At 37.5% G+C, this 21,731-nt stretch carries 22 protein-coding genes and 1 tRNA gene; 14 read left to right on the top strand and 9 right to left on the bottom strand.

Annotation, left to right across the window (positions count from 1 at the left end; all coding sequences use genetic code 11):
• Nucleotides 1-121: 121 nt before the first annotated feature.
• The 6 genes from HDE70_RS11490 (at nucleotide 122) to HDE70_RS11515 (ending at nucleotide 6,472) form a co-directional block, all read left to right on the top strand.
• On the top strand, nucleotides 122-3,403 hold the full coding sequence (locus HDE70_RS11490; protein WP_183866769.1) for a SusC/RagA family TonB-linked outer membrane protein: 3,282 nt from the start codon (nucleotides 122-124) through the stop codon (nucleotides 3,401-3,403).
• 8 nt (nucleotides 3,404-3,411) lie between these two features.
• On the top strand, nucleotides 3,412-4,998 hold the full coding sequence (locus tag HDE70_RS11495; protein WP_183890167.1) for a SusD/RagB family nutrient-binding outer membrane lipoprotein: 1,587 nt from the start codon (nucleotides 3,412-3,414) through the stop codon (nucleotides 4,996-4,998).
• Between the two features lie 190 nt (nucleotides 4,999-5,188).
• Nucleotides 5,189-5,261 (top strand) — tRNA-Lys (locus HDE70_RS11500).
• Nucleotides 5,262-5,468: 207 nt separating this feature from the next.
• Complete coding sequence (locus tag HDE70_RS11505; protein WP_183890169.1) at nucleotides 5,469-5,693, top strand: hypothetical protein; 225 nt, start codon at nucleotides 5,469-5,471, stop codon at nucleotides 5,691-5,693.
• The gene (locus HDE70_RS11510; RefSeq protein WP_183890171.1) at nucleotides 5,693-5,995 is read left to right on the top strand and encodes a type II toxin-antitoxin system RelE/ParE family toxin; all 303 of its coding nucleotides are present in this window, start codon (nucleotides 5,693-5,695) and stop codon (nucleotides 5,993-5,995) included. The genes HDE70_RS11505 and HDE70_RS11510 overlap by 1 nt, the downstream gene beginning before the upstream one ends.
• A 12-nt stretch (nucleotides 5,996-6,007) precedes the next feature.
• Entirely contained in the window at nucleotides 6,008-6,472 is a 465-nt protein-coding gene (locus tag HDE70_RS11515) for an SRPBCC family protein (protein ID WP_183890173.1), read from the top strand.
• 351 nt (nucleotides 6,473-6,823) lie between these two features.
• Here the strand turns inward: HDE70_RS11515 and HDE70_RS11520 are convergent, their stop codons facing one another.
• Nucleotides 6,824-7,090 (bottom strand): hypothetical protein, encoded by a 267-nt coding sequence (locus HDE70_RS11520; protein WP_183890175.1) that lies wholly within the window; start codon nucleotides 7,088-7,090, stop codon nucleotides 6,824-6,826.
• Nucleotides 7,091-7,585: 495 nt separating this feature from the next.
• Between HDE70_RS11520 and HDE70_RS11525 the strand changes: the two genes are divergently transcribed.
• Nucleotides 7,586-7,765, top strand: a complete 180-nt coding sequence (locus tag HDE70_RS11525) for a hypothetical protein (RefSeq protein ID WP_183869807.1) — start codon at nucleotides 7,586-7,588, stop codon at nucleotides 7,763-7,765.
• 296 nt (nucleotides 7,766-8,061) lie between these two features.
• Here the strand turns inward: HDE70_RS11525 and HDE70_RS11530 are convergent, their stop codons facing one another.
• The 6 genes from HDE70_RS11530 to HDE70_RS11555 form a co-directional block, all read right to left on the bottom strand.
• Nucleotides 8,062-8,721 carry an NAD(P)-dependent oxidoreductase gene (locus tag HDE70_RS11530; RefSeq protein WP_183890177.1) on the bottom strand — a complete coding sequence of 220 codons (660 nt, stop codon included), beginning with the start codon at nucleotides 8,719-8,721 and terminating at the stop codon, nucleotides 8,062-8,064.
• Between the two features lie 7 nt (nucleotides 8,722-8,728).
• A complete protein-coding gene (locus HDE70_RS11535; RefSeq protein ID WP_183890179.1) occupies nucleotides 8,729-9,559 on the bottom strand; it encodes an SDR family NAD(P)-dependent oxidoreductase in 831 nt (276 codons plus the stop codon).
• A 46-nt stretch (nucleotides 9,560-9,605) separates the two neighbouring features.
• Nucleotides 9,606-10,583 (bottom strand): helix-turn-helix transcriptional regulator, encoded by a 978-nt coding sequence (locus HDE70_RS11540; protein WP_183890181.1) that lies wholly within the window; start codon nucleotides 10,581-10,583, stop codon nucleotides 9,606-9,608.
• A gap of 153 nt (nucleotides 10,584-10,736) precedes the next feature.
• Entirely contained in the window at nucleotides 10,737-11,795 is a 1,059-nt protein-coding gene (locus HDE70_RS11545) for a serine hydrolase domain-containing protein (protein WP_183890183.1), read from the bottom strand.
• Nucleotides 11,796-11,947: 152 nt separating this feature from the next.
• A complete protein-coding gene (locus HDE70_RS11550) occupies nucleotides 11,948-13,084 on the bottom strand; it encodes a helix-turn-helix domain-containing protein (protein WP_183890185.1) in 1,137 nt (378 codons plus the stop codon).
• A gap of 106 nt (nucleotides 13,085-13,190) precedes the next feature.
• Nucleotides 13,191-14,024: a helix-turn-helix domain-containing protein gene (locus tag HDE70_RS11555; RefSeq protein WP_183890187.1), complete on the bottom strand. Its 834-nt coding sequence runs from the start codon at nucleotides 14,022-14,024 to the stop codon at nucleotides 13,191-13,193.
• 166 nt (nucleotides 14,025-14,190) lie between these two features.
• On the opposite strand from HDE70_RS11555, the gene HDE70_RS11560 reads away from it, so the two are divergent.
• The 5 genes from HDE70_RS11560 to HDE70_RS11580 all read left to right on the top strand — a co-directional run bounded on the left by HDE70_RS11560 (nucleotide 14,191) and on the right by HDE70_RS11580 (nucleotide 19,507).
• On the top strand, nucleotides 14,191-15,555 hold the full coding sequence (locus HDE70_RS11560; protein ID WP_183890189.1) for an amidohydrolase family protein: 1,365 nt from the start codon (nucleotides 14,191-14,193) through the stop codon (nucleotides 15,553-15,555).
• Nucleotides 15,556-15,570: 15 nt separating this feature from the next.
• Nucleotides 15,571-16,695, top strand: coding sequence for an L-dopachrome tautomerase-related protein (locus HDE70_RS11565; protein WP_183890191.1), 1,125 nt, complete (start codon nucleotides 15,571-15,573; stop codon nucleotides 16,693-16,695).
• A gap of 26 nt (nucleotides 16,696-16,721) precedes the next feature.
• On the top strand, nucleotides 16,722-17,768 hold the full coding sequence (locus HDE70_RS11570; RefSeq protein ID WP_183890193.1) for an aldo/keto reductase: 1,047 nt from the start codon (nucleotides 16,722-16,724) through the stop codon (nucleotides 17,766-17,768).
• Nucleotides 17,769-18,488: 720 nt separating this feature from the next.
• A complete protein-coding gene (locus tag HDE70_RS11575) occupies nucleotides 18,489-18,779 on the top strand; it encodes a putative quinol monooxygenase (RefSeq protein WP_183869795.1) in 291 nt (96 codons plus the stop codon).
• Between the two features lie 56 nt (nucleotides 18,780-18,835).
• A complete protein-coding gene (locus HDE70_RS11580) occupies nucleotides 18,836-19,507 on the top strand; it encodes a type 1 glutamine amidotransferase domain-containing protein (RefSeq protein WP_183890195.1) in 672 nt (223 codons plus the stop codon).
• A 69-nt stretch (nucleotides 19,508-19,576) separates the two neighbouring features.
• On the opposite strand, the gene HDE70_RS11585 is transcribed toward HDE70_RS11580, so the two are convergent.
• Nucleotides 19,577-20,155, bottom strand: coding sequence for a Crp/Fnr family transcriptional regulator (locus tag HDE70_RS11585; RefSeq protein WP_183890197.1), 579 nt, complete (start codon nucleotides 20,153-20,155; stop codon nucleotides 19,577-19,579).
• Nucleotides 20,156-20,175: 20 nt separating this feature from the next.
• Nucleotides 20,176-20,343, bottom strand: a complete 168-nt coding sequence (locus HDE70_RS11590; RefSeq protein WP_183890199.1) for a hypothetical protein — start codon at nucleotides 20,341-20,343, stop codon at nucleotides 20,176-20,178.
• Between the two features lie 313 nt (nucleotides 20,344-20,656).
• Here HDE70_RS11590 and HDE70_RS11595 point away from each other — a divergent pair, with 313 nt between their 5' ends.
• Both HDE70_RS11595 and HDE70_RS11600 read left to right on the top strand, forming a co-directional pair.
• Nucleotides 20,657-20,986, top strand: coding sequence for a hypothetical protein (locus tag HDE70_RS11595; RefSeq protein ID WP_183890201.1), 330 nt, complete (start codon nucleotides 20,657-20,659; stop codon nucleotides 20,984-20,986).
• Between the two features lie 468 nt (nucleotides 20,987-21,454).
• On the top strand, nucleotides 21,455-21,640 hold the full coding sequence (locus HDE70_RS11600) for a hypothetical protein (protein WP_183890203.1): 186 nt from the start codon (nucleotides 21,455-21,457) through the stop codon (nucleotides 21,638-21,640).
• Nucleotides 21,641-21,731 lie beyond the last annotated feature (91 nt).

A 21,731-nucleotide genomic window follows, 5' to 3' on the forward strand; every position in this document is an offset into this window, starting at 1 on the left:
TAATATCAAAAAAAACCGCAAAAGTTTAAATACACATAATACTAAATTGGTTTAGTTTTAATAAACAAAGTTTAGTATTGCTGTGTAAAATCAAAACACATAACAACCTAAATCCACATCAATGAAACAGCTTTACAAGCAATTAAAACAAGTAATAACTGTTGTGTTATTTTTGCTTGCCCCGATGACCTTAGCGGCGCAAATTAAAATATCAGGTACAGTTAGTGACGAAACCAAACAGTCCTTACCCGGGGTAAGTGTTTTGGTTGATGGAACCAAACAAGGTACAGTAACAGACATGAACGGCCACTTTCTTTTAACCGCAAAAAAAGGGCAGACAGTATCCTTTCAATACCTGGGATATGAAAAAAAACAAATCATTATTGGCGATGAGGCTGTCATTAATGTAATACTAAAAGGTGATAGCAAAGCACTTTCTGAAGTTGTAGTTACCGCTTTAGGTATCAAAAAAGACACTAAAAGAATTGGTTATGCCCTACAGACTGTTGACGGTGACGATTTGCTAAAAGCACGTGATCCGAATCCAATCGGCGGTTTGATAGGAAAGGTAGCTGGTTTATCTGTTGGCCCTTCTCCGGAGGTATTGAGAGAGCCGAACGTGATGATCCGTGGTGATAAGTTAACCTTATATGTGATTGACGGATTTCCTATCAATACCGATACCTGGAATATCAGTCCTGACGACATTGAAACTTATACTGTATTAAAAGGCCCTGCTGCTGCTGCTTTATATGGTAGCCGCGCGGTAAATGGTGCGATATTGATTACGACTAAAAAAGGCGATAAGAATAAAAAAGGACTGACCGTTGATTTCAACAGCAGTACAGTAATTAATAGTGGATTTTTGACTTTCCCTCGTATACAAAATTCATTTGGTGCTGGTGAAAACACACAGTACGTATTTGTAGACGGTAAAGGTGGTGCACCAGGTGGTGTGGATGGAGATTATGACGTTTGGGGGCCTTATTTTGCCGGACAGTTGATTCCTCAGTATGATAGCCCGGTAATTAATGGCGTAAGACAAGCGACTCCATATACAGCCAGAGGTAAAAACAATTTAAAGAACTTCTTAAAAACTGGATATCAAACCAATAACAACGTCTCTTTAAGTGCTAACGGTGAGACTTATACCACAAGATTTTCAGTTTCACAATCAAAACAATCGAGTTATATTCCGAATAGCGGGCTTAACATTGTCAATTTCAACATGTATGGTTCATTCAATCCAAGCCCAAGGTTGAAAATTGAAGGTAACCTTGATTTTAACAGACAATTTACGGATAACTTTCCTGATGCGGATTATGGACCTTCAAGTTTAATCTATAGTACAGCAATCTGGACTGGTGCAGACTGGGATGTAAATGCACCGGATATTAAAGCAATCTGGCAACCAGGTAAAGAAGGTGTTCAATCGCAGTTTGCGGAATATCAACGTTACCATAATCCTTATCTGATGACAGAAAAGTGGTTGCGCGGACATTATAAAAATGATGTGTACGGTTATCTTTCTGCAAACTTCAAAATTGATAACCATTTAAATGCAACACTTCGTTCTCAATTTGATACTTACAGTATCTTACGTACAGAAAAACTTCCATTCTCTGCTCACCCTTACGGACGTGAAGGAAATCAGGGGGACTATCGTGAAGACAGACGTAATTTATTTGAAAACAACAATGAGTTGTTATTAAACTTCAATTATAACGTCAAAAACTTTGTCAACCTTTCTGGTTTGGTGGGAACAAATCTTCGTACCTTATCTTATAATTCAAGCTGGACTTCTACTGATTACCTGAATGTTCCTGAAGTTTATTCTTTCAGTAACTCTAAAAACCCAGTACAGTCTACCAGTTTTAACTCAAGCATGATGGTGCTGAGTGGTTATTTCTCATTGGATGCTGCTTTCGGTAAGTATGCAACCCTATCTACAACAAGCAGGATAGATAAGTCATCAGCTTTCCAGACGCCAACCACTTATTATTATCCAAGTGTATCATTGGCAACTGTAATTTCGGATTATATCAAAATGCCAAATCTTATTTCATTCCTGAAAGCAAGAGCATCATTCTCCAATGTACGTACTGACGCAACCAGTGCAAGTATAGGCCCTGCTCCTTTTAGTTCAATCACAGCATTTGGTGGACAAACAGGATCTAACCTGACGAACAATCCACTGGGTTATGGCAATACCTATATGTCTCCTTATAATGGGCCAAACTATTCTTTGAATACAGCATTTAATATCAATAAACCATATAACAATCAGGCTGCTGGTTATGGCCCGGATTATTTGTATCAAAATGGTATTAAAACTACTACACGTGTGAATTATGAAGAAGGTTTTGATATCAAATTCTTAGAAAACAGATTAGGTTTAAGTGCTACGGCTTTCCAGTACATAGATGGGCCACAGGTTTTAGCGAACCAGATTTCTACTGCTACGGGTTATAATATATTATATCTGAATGCTTTAAAAACAAAAAAGACTGGTTATGAAGTTTCCCTGAGTGGCACACCGATTAAAGATATGGGTGGCTTTGGCTGGGATGTTTTGGTTAACTGGTCAACTTATAAGCGCGTTTATAAAGAACTACCTAAAGGACAGGATACTTATCAGACTTTTTTCAAAGAGGGAGATCGTACAGATAAATTGTATGGAACTGCTTTCGTCAGAACTAAAGATGGACAAATTATTAATGATGCGGCTGGAAAGCCATTAGTTAATGGTGGTGCGAATCAATATCTGGGGAACCTGAATTCAGATTATTCATGGAGTATTTACAACAAGTTTCACTACAAAAGCTGGAGTTTAGGTGTGCAGTTTGATGGTAGCGTAGGTGGAAAAACTATTGATTATATGCATAATAAAACTATGCGTGGTGGTTCAAATATCGAAACTGCCCAGGGTGCTTTGGGTGATGCACGTTACCAGGATTGGGCTAATTATGGCAAGAAGGGTTATAATGGTACTTATGTAGGTGAAGGTGTAGTGATTTCTAATGGTGCATCTATCAACTATGATTCTAAAACTGGTGCGATCCTGAATTACGGGGACCTTGCTTTTGCGCCAAATACAAATAAGGTATTTGTTCAGGATTATGTAAGTAAGTATTATAATTTCGATGAGGCCAACCTGATGAGCAAAACTTTCGCGAAACTTCGCGAGGTTACGCTTGGATTCGACCTTCCTAAGAAATTACTTGCGGGTACATTCATTCATAAAGCTTCTGTGTCTTTAGTAGGCCGTAATTTATTATACTTCTATAAAGACAAAAGATTTAAGGATGTTGATTTAGATCAGTATAACGGAGAAACTCCGCTTACTGGCTTACAATCACCTACAGTACGTAGTTATGGATTCAACATCAACGTTACATTATAATTTCTAATATGAAAAAGATATTCAAACTTTATTCTTTGCTACCTCTTTTACTTGTGATTACCATCTCGGGATGCAAGAAGGACTTCGAAGAGAAAACGATCAATAATAATAAACCAAATGCGGTACAGGCATCTTTACTATTAAATGGGATCTTAACTGGCAATGGCCTGGTAGAAGGTCCAAATGATTCTAAAGAAACCAATAATCAGTATTACCTGAATAACTATGATTATTATGGCAACAACCGCTATGATTTCAAATACGGTGATGATTATTATACGGTGTTAAAAAACGTCGTTGAGATGGAAAAACAGGCAGCTAAGGCCGGATCTGCTATTAATTCTTATGCTGCGCTTGGAAAGTTCTTTAAGGCTTACCTGTTCACCAAAATGAGTATGGAAATGGGAGATATTCCGATGACCGATGCGCTGGCCGGGATAGCGAACCTTACTCCTGCTTATGATACACAGAAAAATGTGATGTTACAGTCTCTGGCTTTATTGGAAAGTGCCAACACAGATTTAACAACTTTAATCGCAGCAAAAGAGAATATACTTGCCGGAGATATCTATTTTAATGGTGATTTGCTGAAATGGCAAAAACTTGTAAATACTTTCAGAATCCGTCTGCTGATCCAGCTGAGTAAAAGAGCCGATGATGATGCACAACTCAATGTGAAAAAACAATTCTCTGATATTGTCAGCAATAGGACTAAATATCCTATCATGGAAAGTGCTGCTGATAACATGCAATATATTTATATATCTCCGACGAACTATTATCCGCAGAACCCTGATAATTTTGGACAGAGCGGATCGAGAAAAAACACTTCGGCTACTTATATCAGTTTATTGACGAAACTAAAAGATCCAAGGGTATTTGTAGCTGCCGAACCTTCGCGTTATCAGGTAGATTCTTTAAAACTGAGCCCTACAGACTTCTCTTCTTTTATCGGAGCTGATGCAGGGCAGGATCTTGGTATCATGTATAACAACGCAGGTTTACAGAAGTATTCATTCTTAAATAGAAAACGTTATTATTCAACTTATACTGGTGAACCAAGTATTCAGGTTGGTTATGCTGAGCTGATGTTCAATATTGCTGAGGGGATATATCGCGGATGGGCTGCTGGTGATGCAGAGAGCTATTATACTGCTGGTATCAAAAGTTCTATGGATTCTTATAAGATCCCTACGGGTACAGGGACTTTTACGGCTTATTTCTATCGCCCGGGTTCAACTAACGTTGCTTTACCTGCCAACTATGATACTTATACTATCAATGTAAATTGGGATACCTATTACAATCAGCCTGAAGTAAAGTATAATACAGCAACTGCACTTAAACAGATTGTACAGCAAAAGTACCTGGCTTTATTCCGTCATTCAGGGCTGGAGTCTTATTTTACTTATCGCCGTACGGGTTTCCCTGCTTTCACAACTGGACCGGGCACTGGAAATGGCGGACGTATTGCAACGCGCTTTCAGTATCATGAGTATGAACGTACTGCAAATGCGGCAAATTATCAAATTGCTATACAGAGTCAGTATGGTGGCAATGATGATATTAATGGTATCATGTATATTTTGAAATAGTCTTAATGATTGTTTAATATAGTTTGCATTTTTATTTGAAAGGCGGAATTGTTCCGCCTTTCTCATTTTCAATGAATTAGATTTGGACAGATAAATAATCCAAGGTTTTTATTGAATTTATTTTCATATTTAATTGCATCTTAATATTTATTTTCTATCTTTGCACCTCCTTAAACAAAGGGAATTGATTGATTCCGTAGCTCAGCTGGTAGAGCATTACACTTTTAATGTAGTGGTCCTGGGTTCGAATCCCAGCGGGATCACGAAAACCTCAATGCAAATTGAGGTTTTTTGCGTTAAAGAATATTAGGGTTCGGTTCAGAAATTGGATCAGACCAAATCCCAAACAAATATGGCTTGGACATATTGAATTCCTCTTCCGAATAAAAATCTCCAAATACCAGATTATTCAGAAAACAATCACCAAACATTTTTTCATTTCTATTTAGATTTTCGCTAAATTTACTATTATGAATATACAGGCAGAGAAACTAAATGTGTTACAGCAGATTATTAATTCTGATGATGTGAACCTTATCAAAGATATTAAATCATTAATAAGCAGCAGAGACATTGACTGGTTTGATAGCTTGAGTAAAACTCAACAGAATGATATTTCTGAAGGAATACGTCAGCTTGATAATGGGAATGTTTTTAGTCATGAAGAGGCAAAAAACAGATTTGGTTATAAATAATGACGATTATCTGGTCTCAAAAAGCAGGTGAAACCTTTCAAAGAAATATTGACTATCTTAAAGACAATTGGACGCAGAACGAAGTTGACAAGTTTGTTGCCAGAGTATTCGAGTATCTTGAAATTCTGAGTAGCGAACCTTTCATCGCTCGTAGAACCTATAAAACTAAAGACACCTATATTGGTGTAATCATCCCTCATATTTCTATTGTCTACAGAATTAAACCCAGAAAAAATCTTCTTGAAATCGTAACTTTCATTGATAATAGACAGAGTTTAAAAAAGAACAGACGTTTCCTTTAATATAACAAGCAAATGCCCACAATATATTTAAGTACATTCATTCTGGCAACACCAGAAATTGTATTTGATCTTTCCCGGAGTATCGATTTGCATCAGATATCTACAAAACAAACTCATGAAGAGGTAATTGCAGGAAGATTGTCTGGATTAATAGAATTAGGTGAATCTGTTACATGGCGGGCAAAACATTTTGGTTTTTTTCAGGAATTGACATCAAAAATCACGGCTTTTGAAAAACCAAATTCATTTACTGATGAGATGGTCAGTGGCGCATTCAAATCATTCAAGCACATACATAAATTCGAACCTACACATAATGGAACGATAATGGTTGATATTTTTTCTTACATCTCCCCATTAGGAACGTTAGGAAAACTTGCTGACTATCTTTTTCTAAAAAAATATATGAAAAATCTTTTAATAAATCGTAATCTGATCATAAAGGAGTATGCAGAGAATAGAGATTCTATTCTCTAAATTCACACCTTTAATCTATAGCATTTGCAGCTAAAACGTATAGAAAAAATGGTGAGCGATTCGGTGAGTACCAAATCAAAAACCTCCCATATACTGAATAAACCCTGATTTTCACACTAGCTGTGAATCCCAGCGAGATCACGAAAGCCTCAATGAAAATTGAGGCTTTTTGCGTTAAAGAATATTTCTATCCCCTGCTATTTTCAACTTCATTCCGGATCAAATCATAAACTTGTGGATCAGGGATTAAATTTCAAGTTTTGGGTTTGATATTTTCTTAGTTCAAAGCAGATGGTTACGATTCTTTAATAAGCCAATTACTTCCTGATTTTATAGTTCAATTTATCATTATTAAACGCCCTGATTACTTTGATAAGAGATCGGCCAACGCTTCAGCGGAATTCTTAGGGGGAGGAAAGATCCTGATTTTTCCAGGCTTGCAACTTTTACGAAAGTTCTCTGATGCCTTTCGGTTTCCATTGATTGTTTCATTGTGCCCAGTACAGAACTTTTGAAACAACCTGTACTCCAAACTGCTGCTTTAAAAATGAAATCGCCCAGGATTCCCTTTGAAAATTTACCCGTTAAACTTCCCATAATAAATAAATGCTTTTCCACCAATGTAAGCTATTAGCGTTAAAGATTATCCTGATGCGTAAAAAATGTCCGCAATTGTCCGCAGCTGTCTGCAATTGTCCGCAGTTGTCCGTAGGTTAGTCAAAGGGGAAATTATAATTTCATTAATCTTCATCCGGTTATGACCTGGTTGTGCCTGAGTGGTGGTCGGGATGACACCAGATTGAGAACAGGCTTTAAGCATACTTACTCTAAGTCATTTCAACTAGTTGTTTTGACTTGGACTTGCCATGGACTCACGTTACTTTAGCATTGCTCTTACCCTAACGAGTACTCGGACAGTACCCGGGCAGTACCCGGCCGATATAGAGTTATTATTTAGCTATTTTGAATTTATTTACTAATAGCCCGGCCTTGTTTCGGCTGAGTCATTCCCATGCCAATTGAAAGCTTTCAGCGCAACTTCCACAGGCATAAGAGCATCCGTGATAGCAAAGACTTTCTGTTTAGCGTGTCAAAAATATAATTCAGAGCGATATGAAAAAAGAAACTAAAGACAATCTTAACGAACTTCCAAAAACATGCGTTGCCGAATTATCTGATAATGAGCGTCTAAATAAAGATATATTTCATTCTGATTTTGATAAACTTAAACTCTTTACCAAAATGTTACGCACAAATAATCTTTTCAATAAGGCAGTGATTATTCATAAGTAGTTTATATGGACTTTTTAGATGAAGTATTACTGCGATTTTGGAGTTCTTTAAATAATCATAAAATATATTATGGTTGGTGGATTTGCTACTAGATTTCATGGTTTTAACCAAAGTACTGATGACCTGGATATTTGGTTGTACGATACCCTGGATAATAGAAAAAATCTAAGGGCTGCACCTTTTTGGAATGTCTTGACCTCGCCTCTATTGCAGTCTTTGAAGATATAAAAGTTCCTTTTTTTGCATAATACCTGCTTAACAAACAGAAAGATAAAAGGAAAAATAAAAAGTATCAATTATTTCTCTGACAGCATAGGCATCTTGTGAATAAAATCCTTACTATATAAATTATCAATAAAGAATTTCGCCAGCAGTTTGCGGCTCATCTGGAACGGCTTTGGTGTATGATCATAAGTTACAGCTAACGTTCCAATTGTTTCGTTTTCATTTAAGCCGGCAGGTCTGGCAATAGTCCAATTTGTTCCGGATGTCTGAATTAAATCTTCCTGAGCATTATGGTCGGCAAATATAACCTTGAAATTGGTGAGCCTGACCAATACCTTCACATACCATGGCGTATATTTCCAGGAATTTCCCACTCCAACAGAGGATAAGATTAATATACGTTTAACTCCGTATTCATTCATCACCCGCACCACATTAATCATGCTTTTTTCAAGGATACGCGGCGCATTTATTTTCCGGAAAGAAATGGCTTCTCCCCTGGTTAAAGGACTTAACAAACTGAGGACCACATCGCATCCTTCCATCGCTTTTCGGATATCATCGATGTTTACAGGAAGCCCTTCCACAATAGTTAGTCTATCATGCTTAACAACGATCTTTGCTGGATTTCTAACCAAGGCAACCACTTCGTAACCTTTTTCCAATGCCATTGGTATCGCGTGTTTACCAGTTCTGCCAGTAGCACCTAATATTAATATTTTTCTTGACATAGTCTTTCTATACGTTCAATTTCCCGATTTTTATGCTCTCATCCCACAACTTTGATGCTACACTAGCATCTAAATCTATTCTCTCTTTTATTGCCGGTTTTGCAACCTTTGGAAAGAAATAGCCAGCGTCCCTTCCATCGGTATCAGCCAGCGCAATCACATTCACAATGGCACTTTCAATACTATTTGCCAATATTGGCCCCAAAACAAGGAACATAAGTCTCATAATACCCTTTACCTTTCTATCAATGCCTGTTTTCACCATTCCTGCATTCACAACGTTAATTGGTATTGAACCGCCATATCGTTTACTGAATTCCTGAGCATGCATATGAATGGCGAGCTGATTTCGTCCTATACTGTTAAACAGTGAATAATTGGTTTTCATTTGTAAGTCGTCAAAATTGATAGTGGCACCTCTCCTCAGCGGGCCACCAACAATAATTACTTTTCCCCGTCCACTTTTCAATTCATCCACTAATAGATAATCCAGCATAAACTTACATAAGTAATTTACAGCAAAGCTCTCGTACAACCCATCTTTCGTCTCCTGTCTTTCAGAATTGAGTGTACCCGTGGCCTGAATCAATATATCTATTTTATTGGTTATTTTTTTTATGCCCAGAGCCAGGGCCTTCATCCCTTCGATAGAAGAAACATCGGCGGCAATAAATCTTGCATTAGTACCATTAATTTTGGAAAGCTCCTCAGCGATCTTCCTGCCTTTATCTGCGTCACGCCCTTGAAATATGATATCATTACCCTGTTTAGCCAGTGCTATGGCAACAGCATATCCAATGCCACCAGTTCCACCAGTAATTACGATTGTTTTCTTCATGCATCAAAGTTAGACCTTACTTAACGCTGCGAATAGCCCGCATGGGTTAAATAATGGCCCGATCAGGTAATAAAGTCTGATGTGGCAAGTAACCAAACTGTCTTTTATAAGCCTGAGAAAACTTACTTAGATTAGTATAGCCTATTTTTAAACCTACCTCCCCAATGGTGTGTTTCCGCCCTTCGATTAAAACCCGGGCATAAGCTAACCGGTGATACTGATAAAATTCAAAAACAGGCATACCGAAAACAGAATGGAACAGGGTTTTTAATTTGGAAGCGCTCATCCCAGCTTGTTTCGCCAAAACATCCACGGTTGGATATTCCATGTCCTCCATATCAAGTAATTGTTCTCTTATCCTAAAAATAGCTTCTATATCGCTTTGATGTTTAAATTCAGCTAAATTTGAATTAGCTTGTATGTCAAAAGCCGAAAAAAGATGACTAAGTATATCATATGCAATTGCCTTCATTCGTAAATTGAGAGGGCCGGAATCTATTTTAAGGATAAACAGATTTAGTGCAGATTGTAAAATCACAGGCTTAACATGCTCGAACTTAAAAAGCGGTAGTTCAAATAAGCGCTGCTGTGAAAATATAGAATCAGAATGGAATGTCTTTTTAAGCCAGTCAGAGTGTATCACAAATGAGACGATCTTAAACCGTTGCCGGATCTTGAACAATGACTTTAACTCTACATGAGCATTATAGAGAAGAACGCCTGGAGTCGAAATTTGGTAATACCTGGAATCATACTTTACCATGGTATCTAAGTGGGAATCTGGCAGGTATAACTTTATGAACAGATAATCCGGAGGAATGTTAAGTTCCAGCTTTGAGATACTTAAGTTTGATTTTACCTCAGTTAAAGCCATGATAAGGCCTTCTTCCAGAATAAATAATTTGATTGAGCCTTCATCCGCAGAACCGTTCAGGATTAAGCTATTATTTTCAACAGTACCACCAACTTGCGCAGCGATGTCTGTCAAATACTGGACCGGATCAACCCTCTGAGAATAAATCATACTCAAAGGTACATTATTATAGCAGGAAAAATATTTTACAGCTGATCTGGATACAGCCATTTAAATTACAAACTCCGCAGGTTTTCCTGCGGGAGTTTGTCAGATAAACACAGCCCCGGCAATAACTGATACACAGTGCTACCCGTTAGCTATTTATTTCAAAATAGTATCATAAATCCCATTCAAAAGGTCTTGTCTCATTTTTGAATTCCTTTGATCCAGAAGTATGATGATACCCCAATTTTTTATTCTATTATAACAAATAATCGATGATTGTCCCATAGAATCGCCTGATTTCAAATAAATCGTATTCTTATCGTCTGTCCCAATATTTAGTCCTAATCCCATTTCTCTATTTTTATCCTTATAGTACATTTTTTCACTAATTATCGCAGCCTCTCCTATTGAAGTTTTCTCATTTAAGACTGCTTTTAAATACTTAACCATATCAGAAGCATTAGATTTTATTAATCCAGCAGGTGCTGTAATATTCCATTTAAAGAATTCCTGAATACCGCCTTCAGGATTATGGGCAGTTGTCTTGTTTTTCACGTTAAAGTCTTTCGTAAATGTATTTGACATCTTTAACGGTTTAATCATTTTCTCCCGGATAATTTCATCGTAACTCTTGCCATACACCTTTTCTAGTATTTGTCCGAGTAAAGTATACCCAATCGTAGAATAACGGTATTTACCATAATCTTTAAGTTCAGTACAATTATTGATTATAGTTGTCAGCGTTTCTATAGTTACATTGTTTACAGGCTGTTGCGGATTTAGTTCTATTAACTTTGCAAAATCTATATCTGGCAAACCGGATTGATGAGATGCCAGGTCTGAAATTTTTATTTTGTTCTTAAGGTTTTCATGTAATACAAACGCTTTTGGAAGGAAACGGTCTATATAATCATTCGTTTTAATTTTATGCTCAACTACAGCTTGCGCAATTAAATTTGAGGTTAAAATTTTAGTTATAGATGCGATTTCGAATAGGGAATTTTTATCAATCTTAGTTTGACTTTCTGCATTCAAATTGCCATAAGATGTATAGTATTCTTCATTACTTTTGATAAAACCAACGCTAATACCTACGTTAGGATTTTTTTTATAATTATCTTTTATTAATGAATCAATTCTTTGCGGGATGTCTTGTCCAAAAGAAACGTTGCTTACTAATAATAGCGCTGCTAAAAATTTTAATGAGGTTTTCATTGTACCGGGTTTTAGGTTAAAAATTATTTCGATACAAATATGTGGAAGGGATCAAGGCTGTGCGACCGAATAAAAGTAGTCGAACTCATTTGTTTCAAAAAACAAGTATGAGTAATTAAAAAGACAAGTACGAATAATTACAAAAAACTGTTTTACAGACTTTTACGATAATAAGTAGGTGTATTACCTGTGTGTTTTTTAAAGGCCGTATTGAAAGAAGATTTTGAATTAAAACCTACTTCGTATAGAATTTCTAAAACAGTGACCTTACTTTTCGTAACATCTCTTAAAATATCCATAGCATTTTCTATACGATAGGTATTCACGAAATCATAAAAATGCTGTTCTAATTTATGATTGATTAAAACTGATAAGTCCCGAACAGGAATTTTAAGGTCTTTAGAGACATCCTGAATAGTTAAAGAAGGATTAAGAAATGGCTTTTCTTCTATCATATATCTCTTTAATTTCAGTAAGTCTTCATTGTACTCTTTTTCACGTACAACTAATTGCACACTATTTTTGTCTTCGGAAATAATATGCGCTACAAGTTTTAATCTTGAATCGATATTTCTAAACAGGCCTGGATTATTTAATGCTTTATATAAATACCAAAAAACAATGATCAGCTCAAATAAGAAAAGTCCAGTTTTTAACCATTCGGAAATGTTAGGATATTCAGTAAATTTAAAGATGTTTTTTAACAGCGCAACAAAATAAAAAGCTGACAGTGCCGCAGTAAACTGAAATAGCCAATTAAGCGACTCCATACTTGCTCCTGCATAATTTTCAAGGTATATTTTTTTTGCTTTTCTTAATATCATAAAAGCCGCAATGATGTATAATATAATTTGAATATGTACTAAAATATGATTGAACTGTATTTCCGGCATACTACTGCTTCTTTTAAGGAAGCTAATTTTAGAAGCCAGGCTGACAGTATAAAAGCGAGGTAATAAAATCAGATTGGCTATTAAAAAAGTAATCCCATGAATTAGATGCTTGGGTTTTAGCCTAAAATCGACATAACAGACGGATAAGACGTATAAATAAAATGCTGGAAGTTGTAAGAAAAAAACAGAGCTAATAAAAACTCTTGCATTTAAAGGGATTTCAAAAAAGTAGCCCAAATTTATGCTAAGATCAATTGCATTTAAAACCAGAAAAAAAGCAAAAAGACGATTACTTAACTTATGTTCTGTTTTGACTGTAACCAGAAAAAATGATAGAAATAATGAAATGAACATCGCTATTACAGCGATTATAACTGATAAATTAATTTTGTCCATTAATTATTTTTCATTGCTTGTTTTCAGGAAATTATTTGGTCACTTAATATGGCTAATTTAACCAATTTTTACAATTATTATTTATAATCTAAAACTTCCTGTCTGCTTACTGTTGCTGCCTGAAGTTCATCGGACTCAATTTCCTCATGCTTTTGAAAAAGTGCGACAAATGGCTCTCATCTGTAAATCCAAATTCGTCAGCGATATACTTCATACTTAACGAAGGATCCTTCAGCCGCTTTTCAATAAGCTTTATTCGGTATTCATTTATATAGATCCGATAGCTGATATTAAACTTATTTCTAAAATAGTCACTGAAATAGGTAACAGCAATATTAAAGTGAGGAGCAATATGCTTGATCCTGATCAGTGAAGGATCATAAATATGCTGATGAATATAAGAAATCAGTTCCTCCTTGCCGGGCTCACCATCATCAATACGGATACTCAATTTTGCTGCTGCTTCCCTGATCAGTCCGAATATAGACAGGATCTGGTAATAAACCAGTGGAGAAGAAGCAACGTCTTTGCGGCAATTATAATCCACAATATTTTCTATGATCTTCCGGAGAATAGAAATACACGGCTCGTCCATTTTCAGTTTCACTTCTTTCAGCAGCTTATGGCTCATGATAGCTTCTGGGGTAGACAAGTTTAATGCATCCGGCCTGTTCATCTTATGTCCTGCAAAGTAACTGTCTGTAAATTTGATGAAAGTAAAATGCGTACTTCTCTTAATTTCAAAATGGTGGTGATCTTCAGGACTCAGAATAAATAAGTCTCCTGTAGTATATGGGATTTTATTGTTGTTTAGCAGATGAATCCCACAACCTTTACGGATGTACACAAGCTCATAATAAGTATGGCTATGTGCAGGCAGGTGGAATACTTTTTCTTCAAAATCATGTATTACTAACTGATCAAACTGTGTTTTCTTCATAAAGGCCCGCAAAGATTAGGATAAATCTACAACAAAACACCAGATTTCTACAAAGCAAACAAAATAGCTTTACCGAGTTTTGTAAGAAAGCCGGGATTATAACGCTCAGAAAAACAAAGCATCGCTTCTGAAGGTTAGTAATAAGCACATGAAAAACAATATTCCAATGAAAAATATAATCATCACAGGAACTTTATTACTCAGCACAACTCTGCTGATGCCTTCCTTCAAAAGTGCAGATTTATCCGATAATGGCGGAACTTTATTGAAAGACGTTACATTGATCGATGGCAACGGTGGCAAGCCGCAAGACCATATGGATATCCTGATACAAGGTGACAGCATAGCCGCGATAGGCAGCAAGTTGAAGACTGCCGGGCTGCATGTTATTGACCTTAAAGGTAAAACCATTATGCCAGCACTCATCAGTGCGCATATGCATATTGGTACATTGAAAGGGACAAGCACTAAAGCTGAAAATTATACACGAGACAATATTATCGCCCAGCTGAAAAAATATCAGGACTATGGTGTTAACAATGTTATGATCATGGGTACCGACCGGCCGCAGTTATTTGAAAGTGGTCTTCGTGATTCTTCAGCGAACGGCTTACTGCCTGGTGCACGGATACATTCCGCTGGTTATGGTTTTGGCGTTCCTAAAGGTGCGCCGCCCGTAGAATTTGGAATGGACAATGTATTCCGTCCTGCCTCCGCAGCACAAGTACCCGCAGAAATGGACAGCCTGTTAAAGACAAAACCAGAAGTGGTAAAGATGTGGGTAGATGATTTTGGTGGTAAGTTTACGAAGATGAAGCCCGAAATCTATCAGCGGATTATCACCGAGGCACACCAGCGCAATCTGCGTGTAGCAGCACATGCTTATTATCTGAGCGATGCGCGCAAACTCGTTAATGATGGCCTTGATATTATCGGACACAGTATCAGGGACAGTGTCATCGATGATGCACTGGTACAGCAGATGAAAGCGAAAAATGTAGTTTACATCCCTACCTTGTCGCTGGATGAATTTGCTTATATCTACGCGCGTAAACCGGAATGGCTCAACGATCCTTTTTTCAAAAATTCACTGGAACCCGGCGTATATGAAATGATTACTTCAGAGAAATACCAGAACGACCTGAAAAATTCACCGGATTATGCTAAAAATGTAAAGGCTTTTGAAACGGCGCTTAAAAACCTTAAAAAGCTCAATGATGCAGGTATCCTGATAGCGATGGGTACAGATAGTGGCGCTACGCCAGTAAGGGCGCAGGGTTTTAGCGAACATCTTGAACTGGAACTGATGGTACAGGCTGGATTAACTCCATTACAAGCTATTACTTCAGGTACAAGAAATGCGGCTAAAGTGTTAAAGATCGACCAGAAATACGGTACCATAGCAAAAGGGAAAATAGCAGATTTGCTGATCACAGATGCCAATCCAGCTACGGACATTAAAAATACCCGCAAAATCTTCGCCGTGTACAAAGCGGGAAAAGAAGTGAGCAAAGGGCCATTAAAAAAATAAGATATAATAAATACAATGAAATATATTATCCGGGTATCTTTTTTACTCTTAAGTATAGGTCCATGCAGTAAGCTAATAGCACAGCAGCAACAACCAGAAGTAATTGCAAGAATAATACCTCCTGCACCCGATATGTCTGGTATCGCTGTAACTTCAGACAACAGGGTATTTCTGGGTTTTCCACGTCATGCTGACAACCACCAGTCATTTGCGCTTGCAGAATTAATTGATGGGAAGCCTGTCCCCTTCCCAAATGCAGCATATGTCTATCCATCATCCAAATCCTTCAAGGACTGGCTGGTATCACCACATGGTTTATATATGGATAAAAATGATGTATTGTGGATTTTGGATGATGGTAAGCGTGATGGAATAAAAGAAATACCGGAAGGTGCCGCCAAAGTGGTTGCTTTGGATAGCAAGACAAAGAAGATTCTCCATACACTGGTGATCCCAAAGCCAGTACTTTCTGATGATGCTCATTACAATGACCTGCGGGTAGATCTGTCACATGGCGCGCAAGGTACAGTATACATTGCAAATTCTGGTTTCGGAGAGCGTTACTCCTTACTGGTTATAGATGTGGCAACTGGTAAAACGAGAGAAGTTTTGCTTAACCATTACAGCACCTCGCCCGAACCTGGATTTATGGCCTTTTTGGAGGGTAAACCTCTCAACTATAGTTTTAAAGAACAAACCTTTCCCTCTGGTGGCATCGATGGTTTAGCACTCAGCCCCGATAGTAAAACATTATACTGGACAGCGATCACTGGTCGCCGGATGTACAGCCTGCCCACGTCAAATCTGAGCAATCCAGCTATCAGCACACAGCAGCTAAGTGATTCGGTGAAATATGAAGGCGAACATCCTGCCTGCGACGGATTGGCGGAAGATGAAAAAGGAAACATCTATTTTGGTGCCTTTGAGCAGCAATCTCTTGTACAGCGAACAGCCGACGGCAAATATCATTTGCTTGCGCACGATAAAGATAACTTTGTCTGGCCCGACGGCCTGGCTTATCGAAACGGTTATTTGTATGTGACTCTGGGACAGTGGAACCGTCTCCCCAGCTATAACAAGGGTAAAGATTTACGGAAACCTCCATACCTGGTGGAACGTATTAAAGTGAACGCGAATTAATAGATCATATATTAAAAAAAAGAAAAATGGAATACAGACAATTAGGCGCATCGGGATTACATGTACCAGTACTTAGTTTTGGAACAGCCACATTTGGTGGTGGCAATGATTTTTTCAAAGCCTGGGGAAGTACAGAAGCCGAAGAAGCAAAAAGACTAATCGATATTTGCCTGGAAGCAGGTGTCAACTTTTTTGATACCGCAGATATCTATTCAGACGGACTGGCAGAAGAAGTACTTGGAAAAGCTATCGCCGGTAAACAAAGAGATAAACTGATCCTTTCTACTAAATCAACCTTTACTTTTGGTGAAGGGCCAAACAACCAGGGTTCATCCCGTTTTCATATTTTGAAACAGATTGAGGGTAGTTTGAAGCGTCTGGGTACCGACTATATCGATGTGTATCACATGCATGGTTTTGATGGAAATACCCCAGTGGAGGAAACACTGAGAACATTGGATGACCTGGTACAAAGTGGTAAAGTACGTTATATTGCCGCCTCCAACTTCTCCGGATGGCACTTGATGAAATCGCTGGCAGCCTCGGAGAAAAACAGCTGGAACCGCTATGTTGCTCATCAGGTTTATTACTCGCTGGCAAATCGTGAATATGAATGGGAGCTGATGCCGCTTGGACTTGATCAAAATGTAGGCGCTATTATCTGGTCGCCTCTTTCTGCTGGCCGGTTAGGTGGCAAATATGGCCGCAATAAGCCTGTTCCAAAAGAAGGAAGAGTAGCACAGGGTGGCAGTCCGGTTCCAGAGATGGTGGTTAAAGAAGAGGTATTTTACAACACTATTGATGCATTAGAAGAAGTAGCTGAAGAAACAAATAAAACAGTAGCACAAGTTGCCCTGAACTGGTTGTTACAACGACCAACGGTATCCAGTATTATTATTGGCGCCCGTAATGAGGAACAACTGAAACAAAATCTGGAGGCTATTGGGTGGAACCTTAGCACAGATCAGGTGAAGAAACTGGATGAAGCCAGCACTGTACCGCCAACTTACCCTTACTGGCATCAATGGCAGAATAAATCCCTGAATCCTACACCGGATTTCTATGGCAAATAAAAACAGGAGGGTGTCTCAAAAACACCCTCATATTGTCACAGTTACCCCCTCATACCTATACCCTATTCGTTTAACTTTATGCTAATATTTAAGTAATGCAAAGAAAATGAGAAAGATCAGAATCATGGGCATATCTCAATAGATGGTATAATCCAGCAGGAAAATGGCGAAGGTTTCACGCATGGCGGATGGACAACACCTTATCGGACTCCAGCTGGATTAGAAGCCGTTGTCTACCCGGTATTGCTGGGTCGTGGTAAACGCTTTTTTTCGGACAGCGCCAATCCGCGAGAACTCGCCTTCCTTAATACGAAGGTTACCCACAGGCGTGCTCATCAATACTTACCAGCACCTTGAACCGCTGCACTCTTAAATCCGTCGGAAAAACTAATGTTTTCTGAAAAGCATTAGTTTTTCACTCTCGCCTGCTCCTCGCTTGCTCCTTTTTGATGTGCCAATTCACACATCCTTAACAATTTGCTATTCAAGCAATTCGTCATCTTCTATCAATACATCTGTCATCTGTGTTACCAATCTCTCCGATTGTCTTATGATCGGCCTAAAGGCTTTTCAGTCGTCTTTCAATACGGGTATCACCAACTGCCGCCCCTGTTAACTTAAAAAAAGGGTTCAGACCGATATTACCATAGATCAATTTTCTCATCCATTTAACCGGGGATATTTGACTATGAATTTAAACAATCACAAATAATTATTGAAATGGAAAAGGAATTGATCGTAAAGTGGAAAATCAAAGAAAGCGAAACAGCTGACATACTGAACCTCTTGCCGGAGCTGGCAGACAAGACAAGAAACGAGAAAGGAAATATTTCATACCATATCTACCAATCGGCGGATAATGCGAATGAACTCTTTTTACACGAGCGCTACGCAGATGCTGATGCACTTGAGATCCATAAAAATTCTGAGCATTACCAGCAAATTGTACTTGGTCAGATTATTCCAAACCTGGAAATCAGGGAGGTCACCCTGCTAAAAAAACTGTTTTAACAGTACATATTTTAACCTATCAGTCTCATTATTTATAATATCAAACTAATTTAATCATGTCAAAAAAAATCTTATTCATAGTTTCCAATAGCAAAGTGATTGGCAAAAAAAATAGAGCAACAGGTGTATTTCTTGATGAAGTTGCCCATCCTTACGTAGAGTTTGATGCAGCAGGCTACCATATTGATTTTGCAAGCATCACCGGAGAAGAACCTGGGTTAGACAATCTTGAAGCAAAGGAAGAGCCTTTAAATGCGAAATTCCTGCAAGATGGCGGATGGGAAAAGATGAAGAACAACCGTAAACTTGCTGAAGTGGATGCAAGCATTTATGATGCAATCTTTGTTCCCGGTGGTTTGGCTCCTATGGTAGATATGCCGGAAAATCCTTTACTAAAAAAAGTAATTGCAGAAGCCTATGAAAGAAATGCCGTTGTTGGTGCGGTATGTCACGGCCCGGTATCGCTGCTCAATGTAAAACTCAGTGACGGAACATTCTTGCTTAAAGATAAAAACGTTACCTCTTTCACTAACGAGGAAGAGAACAACTATGCTAAAGACGATGTCCCATTTTTATTGGAGTCGGCTCTTACAGCTCAAGGTGCAAAGTTTCATGGAGCTATCCCCTGGTCTTCGCACAGTATAGCTGACGGAAACCTTGTAACCGGTCAAAATCCCGCCTCTGCGCGTGAAACAGCTCAAAAGATAATCGCAATTTTAGAAGTTTAATGCTGCCTGGAATAAATATTTAAGTTGATCCTGTTTAGACGGGGTCAACTTAAATTCTACGATAAGATACTATTGGTGAGCCAGTTCTTTTCTGATACGGCTTAAACTCTCCGTAGTTATTCCCAAATAAGACGCAAGATGGTAATTTTTGATGCTTTGCTCAATCTGCGGATAGGTTTTAACAAACCTCAGGTATTTTTCCTTTGCCGGAAGCGCCAGGTCAGAAAGTATTCTTTTTTGAAAACTCGAAAAGAAACGTTCCATTTTTTTTCTGTAAAAAGTCTCAATTGCAGGAACTTCATGATATAATTTCTCCATGCTTTCCCTGGATATCTGAAATATTTCGGCTTCCTGAATACACTCAATATAAAGCATCGATTTTTCACCAGTAAAAAAAGCCGTATAATCACTTATCCACCAGTCATTCACAGCAAACTGAACTGTATATTCTTTTCCTGCTTCATCCAGGAAAAACGTCCTTAAGCATCCACTGCGTACATAGTATTGATAAGAGACAGACTGCCCGGCGCTCAGGAGTATATCTCCTTTACTAATCAGGATTTTCTTGAATTTATTAAAGACTACTTCTTCTTCAGCTGCTGAAAAATTTACTCCTTTGAATATTTCACTGAGTATAGAGTTTTGCATATGGCGTTCCATTAAAACTGTTAAACGTTATGCTTTAAAAAACAGCCCCAGTTTCTTAGTGCAGTGATTACAGGAATAATCCCCTTACCACTGATCAGGTTAGCTGCCCGCTCTACTTGACAGGAAAAAAAAGTATCTACTGATATATAATCCTGACTGTCAATGTTTTCCTTGAAATTTTCTTCCATAACGTTAGTTAACATTCATTACTTAACGGTGTACTCCTATGCAAATGTAATTGCTAATTCAATATCTTGTCGTTGTTATTATAAGTATAGCCGATTTTTCTGCAATTTGTTTGGGTCGCAAATGACTGATTACCAGCATCTCTTACCAATAGATACTATCACATGAAATAAAAGACGAAAAAATATTAAAAATTGGCATCATTGGAACTGCGAACATGGCACATTCCTTTACAGAATATTTGCTTATTGGGAATTCAATGCGAGTCAGTTCGATACTTCTATAGCTGCAAGATTAAGACATCAGGAAGGTGTTGTGGCACAACTAAATTGTAGTTTTAACACTGCTCCGCATAGAAATCTCCGTGTTATCGGATCAAAGGAGATCATCTCCTGTGGTTATAATAATCATACCAATGCCGATACAGGCTTTATCGGGTTAAAAACAGGAATAGACTGGGATTACAAATTAAAGAAAATACCGGTTTCCTACGGAAATGGGCTTTTATTCGAGGCAGAGCACTTTTATTCAAGTATCAAGTCTTTCAATCATGCTTATACTGGTACTAGCGCAGAAGAATCTCTTGACAACACCAATACATTAATAGAAAATTATCAAAAGCGCAAGGAGAAACGTAAAAAGTGATGTGCTGTCAGCAGATTACGACGCTGCTATGGTGAAAGTATTTAATGAGAGAAAAATGATTTGTAAAAAACAAATATTTATCATTCTGTAAATCCAGCTTAATTATACCCTATAAATACCCGTCCAGGACAATCTTAAATATTCGTTTTTACAGGTTATAAAGCAGTTTAACTATTTTTCAAAAGAAATTATATTTCAAAAAACAACTCTTATCAATCATATAAATAACTAATATTATATAAAATAAATTTAAAAATTTAAAATAAACTTGCATTGACATTATATTTTTCATAATTTGTAATTAATTACTTAATAAAAGCAAATAAATTAATACCAAAACAAGATCAATTATCCATTTTTACTGATTAAATATATAAACAACTCTGTATTAATTACATGTATAAATTCTTTAGGAGTAATCTGAAAATCCTTAAAAGAGTAGGAAAAATTTAAACTAAAACCATTATTATGACTTTAAAACCATTTAAAATTGTTCAGGAAAGCAATGTCCTTAACAGCGAAGAATTGAAAAAAATCATGGGTGGAAAGCTGGCGCCTGATGATTCTTCTTCTTCAAGTTCGTCATCTTCAAGTTCAAGCAGTTCATCTTCTATTACTGATAGTGATAGCGACAGTGACAGTGATAGTGATTAGTAATTGATTTAGTATTTAATTCAGGCAGCATTGCAGCTGCCTGAATTAAACTTTCATTAAGCTCTCCATATCATCTAACAACTTAAAGCCT

It is taken from the genome of Pedobacter cryoconitis, assembly GCF_014200595.1.
GTDB classification, from domain to species: Bacteria; Bacteroidota; Bacteroidia; order Sphingobacteriales; family Sphingobacteriaceae; genus Pedobacter; species Pedobacter cryoconitis_C.

Coding starts and splice junctions, on each gene's coding strand:
- HDE70_RS11490 (WP_183866769.1), top strand. CDS start 122: ATGAAACAGCTTTACAAGCAATTAAAACAAGTAATAACTGTTGTGTTA.
- HDE70_RS11495 (WP_183890167.1), top strand. CDS start 3,412: ATGAAAAAGATATTCAAACTTTATTCTTTGCTACCTCTTTTACTTGTG.
- HDE70_RS11505 (WP_183890169.1), top strand. CDS start 5,469: ATGAATATACAGGCAGAGAAACTAAATGTGTTACAGCAGATTATTAAT.
- HDE70_RS11510 (WP_183890171.1), top strand. CDS start 5,693: ATGACGATTATCTGGTCTCAAAAAGCAGGTGAAACCTTTCAAAGAAAT.
- HDE70_RS11515 (WP_183890173.1), top strand. CDS start 6,008: ATGCCCACAATATATTTAAGTACATTCATTCTGGCAACACCAGAAATT.
- HDE70_RS11525 (WP_183869807.1), top strand. CDS start 7,586: ATGAAAAAAGAAACTAAAGACAATCTTAACGAACTTCCAAAAACATGC.
- HDE70_RS11530 (WP_183890177.1), bottom strand. CDS start 8,721: ATGTCAAGAAAAATATTAATATTAGGTGCTACTGGCAGAACTGGTAAA.
- HDE70_RS11535 (WP_183890179.1), bottom strand. CDS start 9,559: ATGAAGAAAACAATCGTAATTACTGGTGGAACTGGTGGCATTGGATAT.
- HDE70_RS11540 (WP_183890181.1), bottom strand. CDS start 10,583: ATGATTTATTCTCAGAGGGTTGATCCGGTCCAGTATTTGACAGACATC.
- HDE70_RS11545 (WP_183890183.1), bottom strand. CDS start 11,795: ATGAAAACCTCATTAAAATTTTTAGCAGCGCTATTATTAGTAAGCAAC.
- HDE70_RS11550 (WP_183890185.1), bottom strand. CDS start 13,084: ATGGACAAAATTAATTTATCAGTTATAATCGCTGTAATAGCGATGTTC.
- HDE70_RS11555 (WP_183890187.1), bottom strand. CDS start 14,024: ATGAAGAAAACACAGTTTGATCAGTTAGTAATACATGATTTTGAAGAA.
- HDE70_RS11560 (WP_183890189.1), top strand. CDS start 14,191: ATGAAAAATATAATCATCACAGGAACTTTATTACTCAGCACAACTCTG.
- HDE70_RS11565 (WP_183890191.1), top strand. CDS start 15,571: ATGAAATATATTATCCGGGTATCTTTTTTACTCTTAAGTATAGGTCCA.
- HDE70_RS11570 (WP_183890193.1), top strand. CDS start 16,722: ATGGAATACAGACAATTAGGCGCATCGGGATTACATGTACCAGTACTT.
- HDE70_RS11575 (WP_183869795.1), top strand. CDS start 18,489: ATGGAAAAGGAATTGATCGTAAAGTGGAAAATCAAAGAAAGCGAAACA.
- HDE70_RS11580 (WP_183890195.1), top strand. CDS start 18,836: ATGTCAAAAAAAATCTTATTCATAGTTTCCAATAGCAAAGTGATTGGC.
- HDE70_RS11585 (WP_183890197.1), bottom strand. CDS start 20,155: ATGCAAAACTCTATACTCAGTGAAATATTCAAAGGAGTAAATTTTTCA.
- HDE70_RS11590 (WP_183890199.1), bottom strand. CDS start 20,343: ATGGAAGAAAATTTCAAGGAAAACATTGACAGTCAGGATTATATATCA.
- HDE70_RS11600 (WP_183890203.1), top strand. CDS start 21,455: ATGACTTTAAAACCATTTAAAATTGTTCAGGAAAGCAATGTCCTTAAC.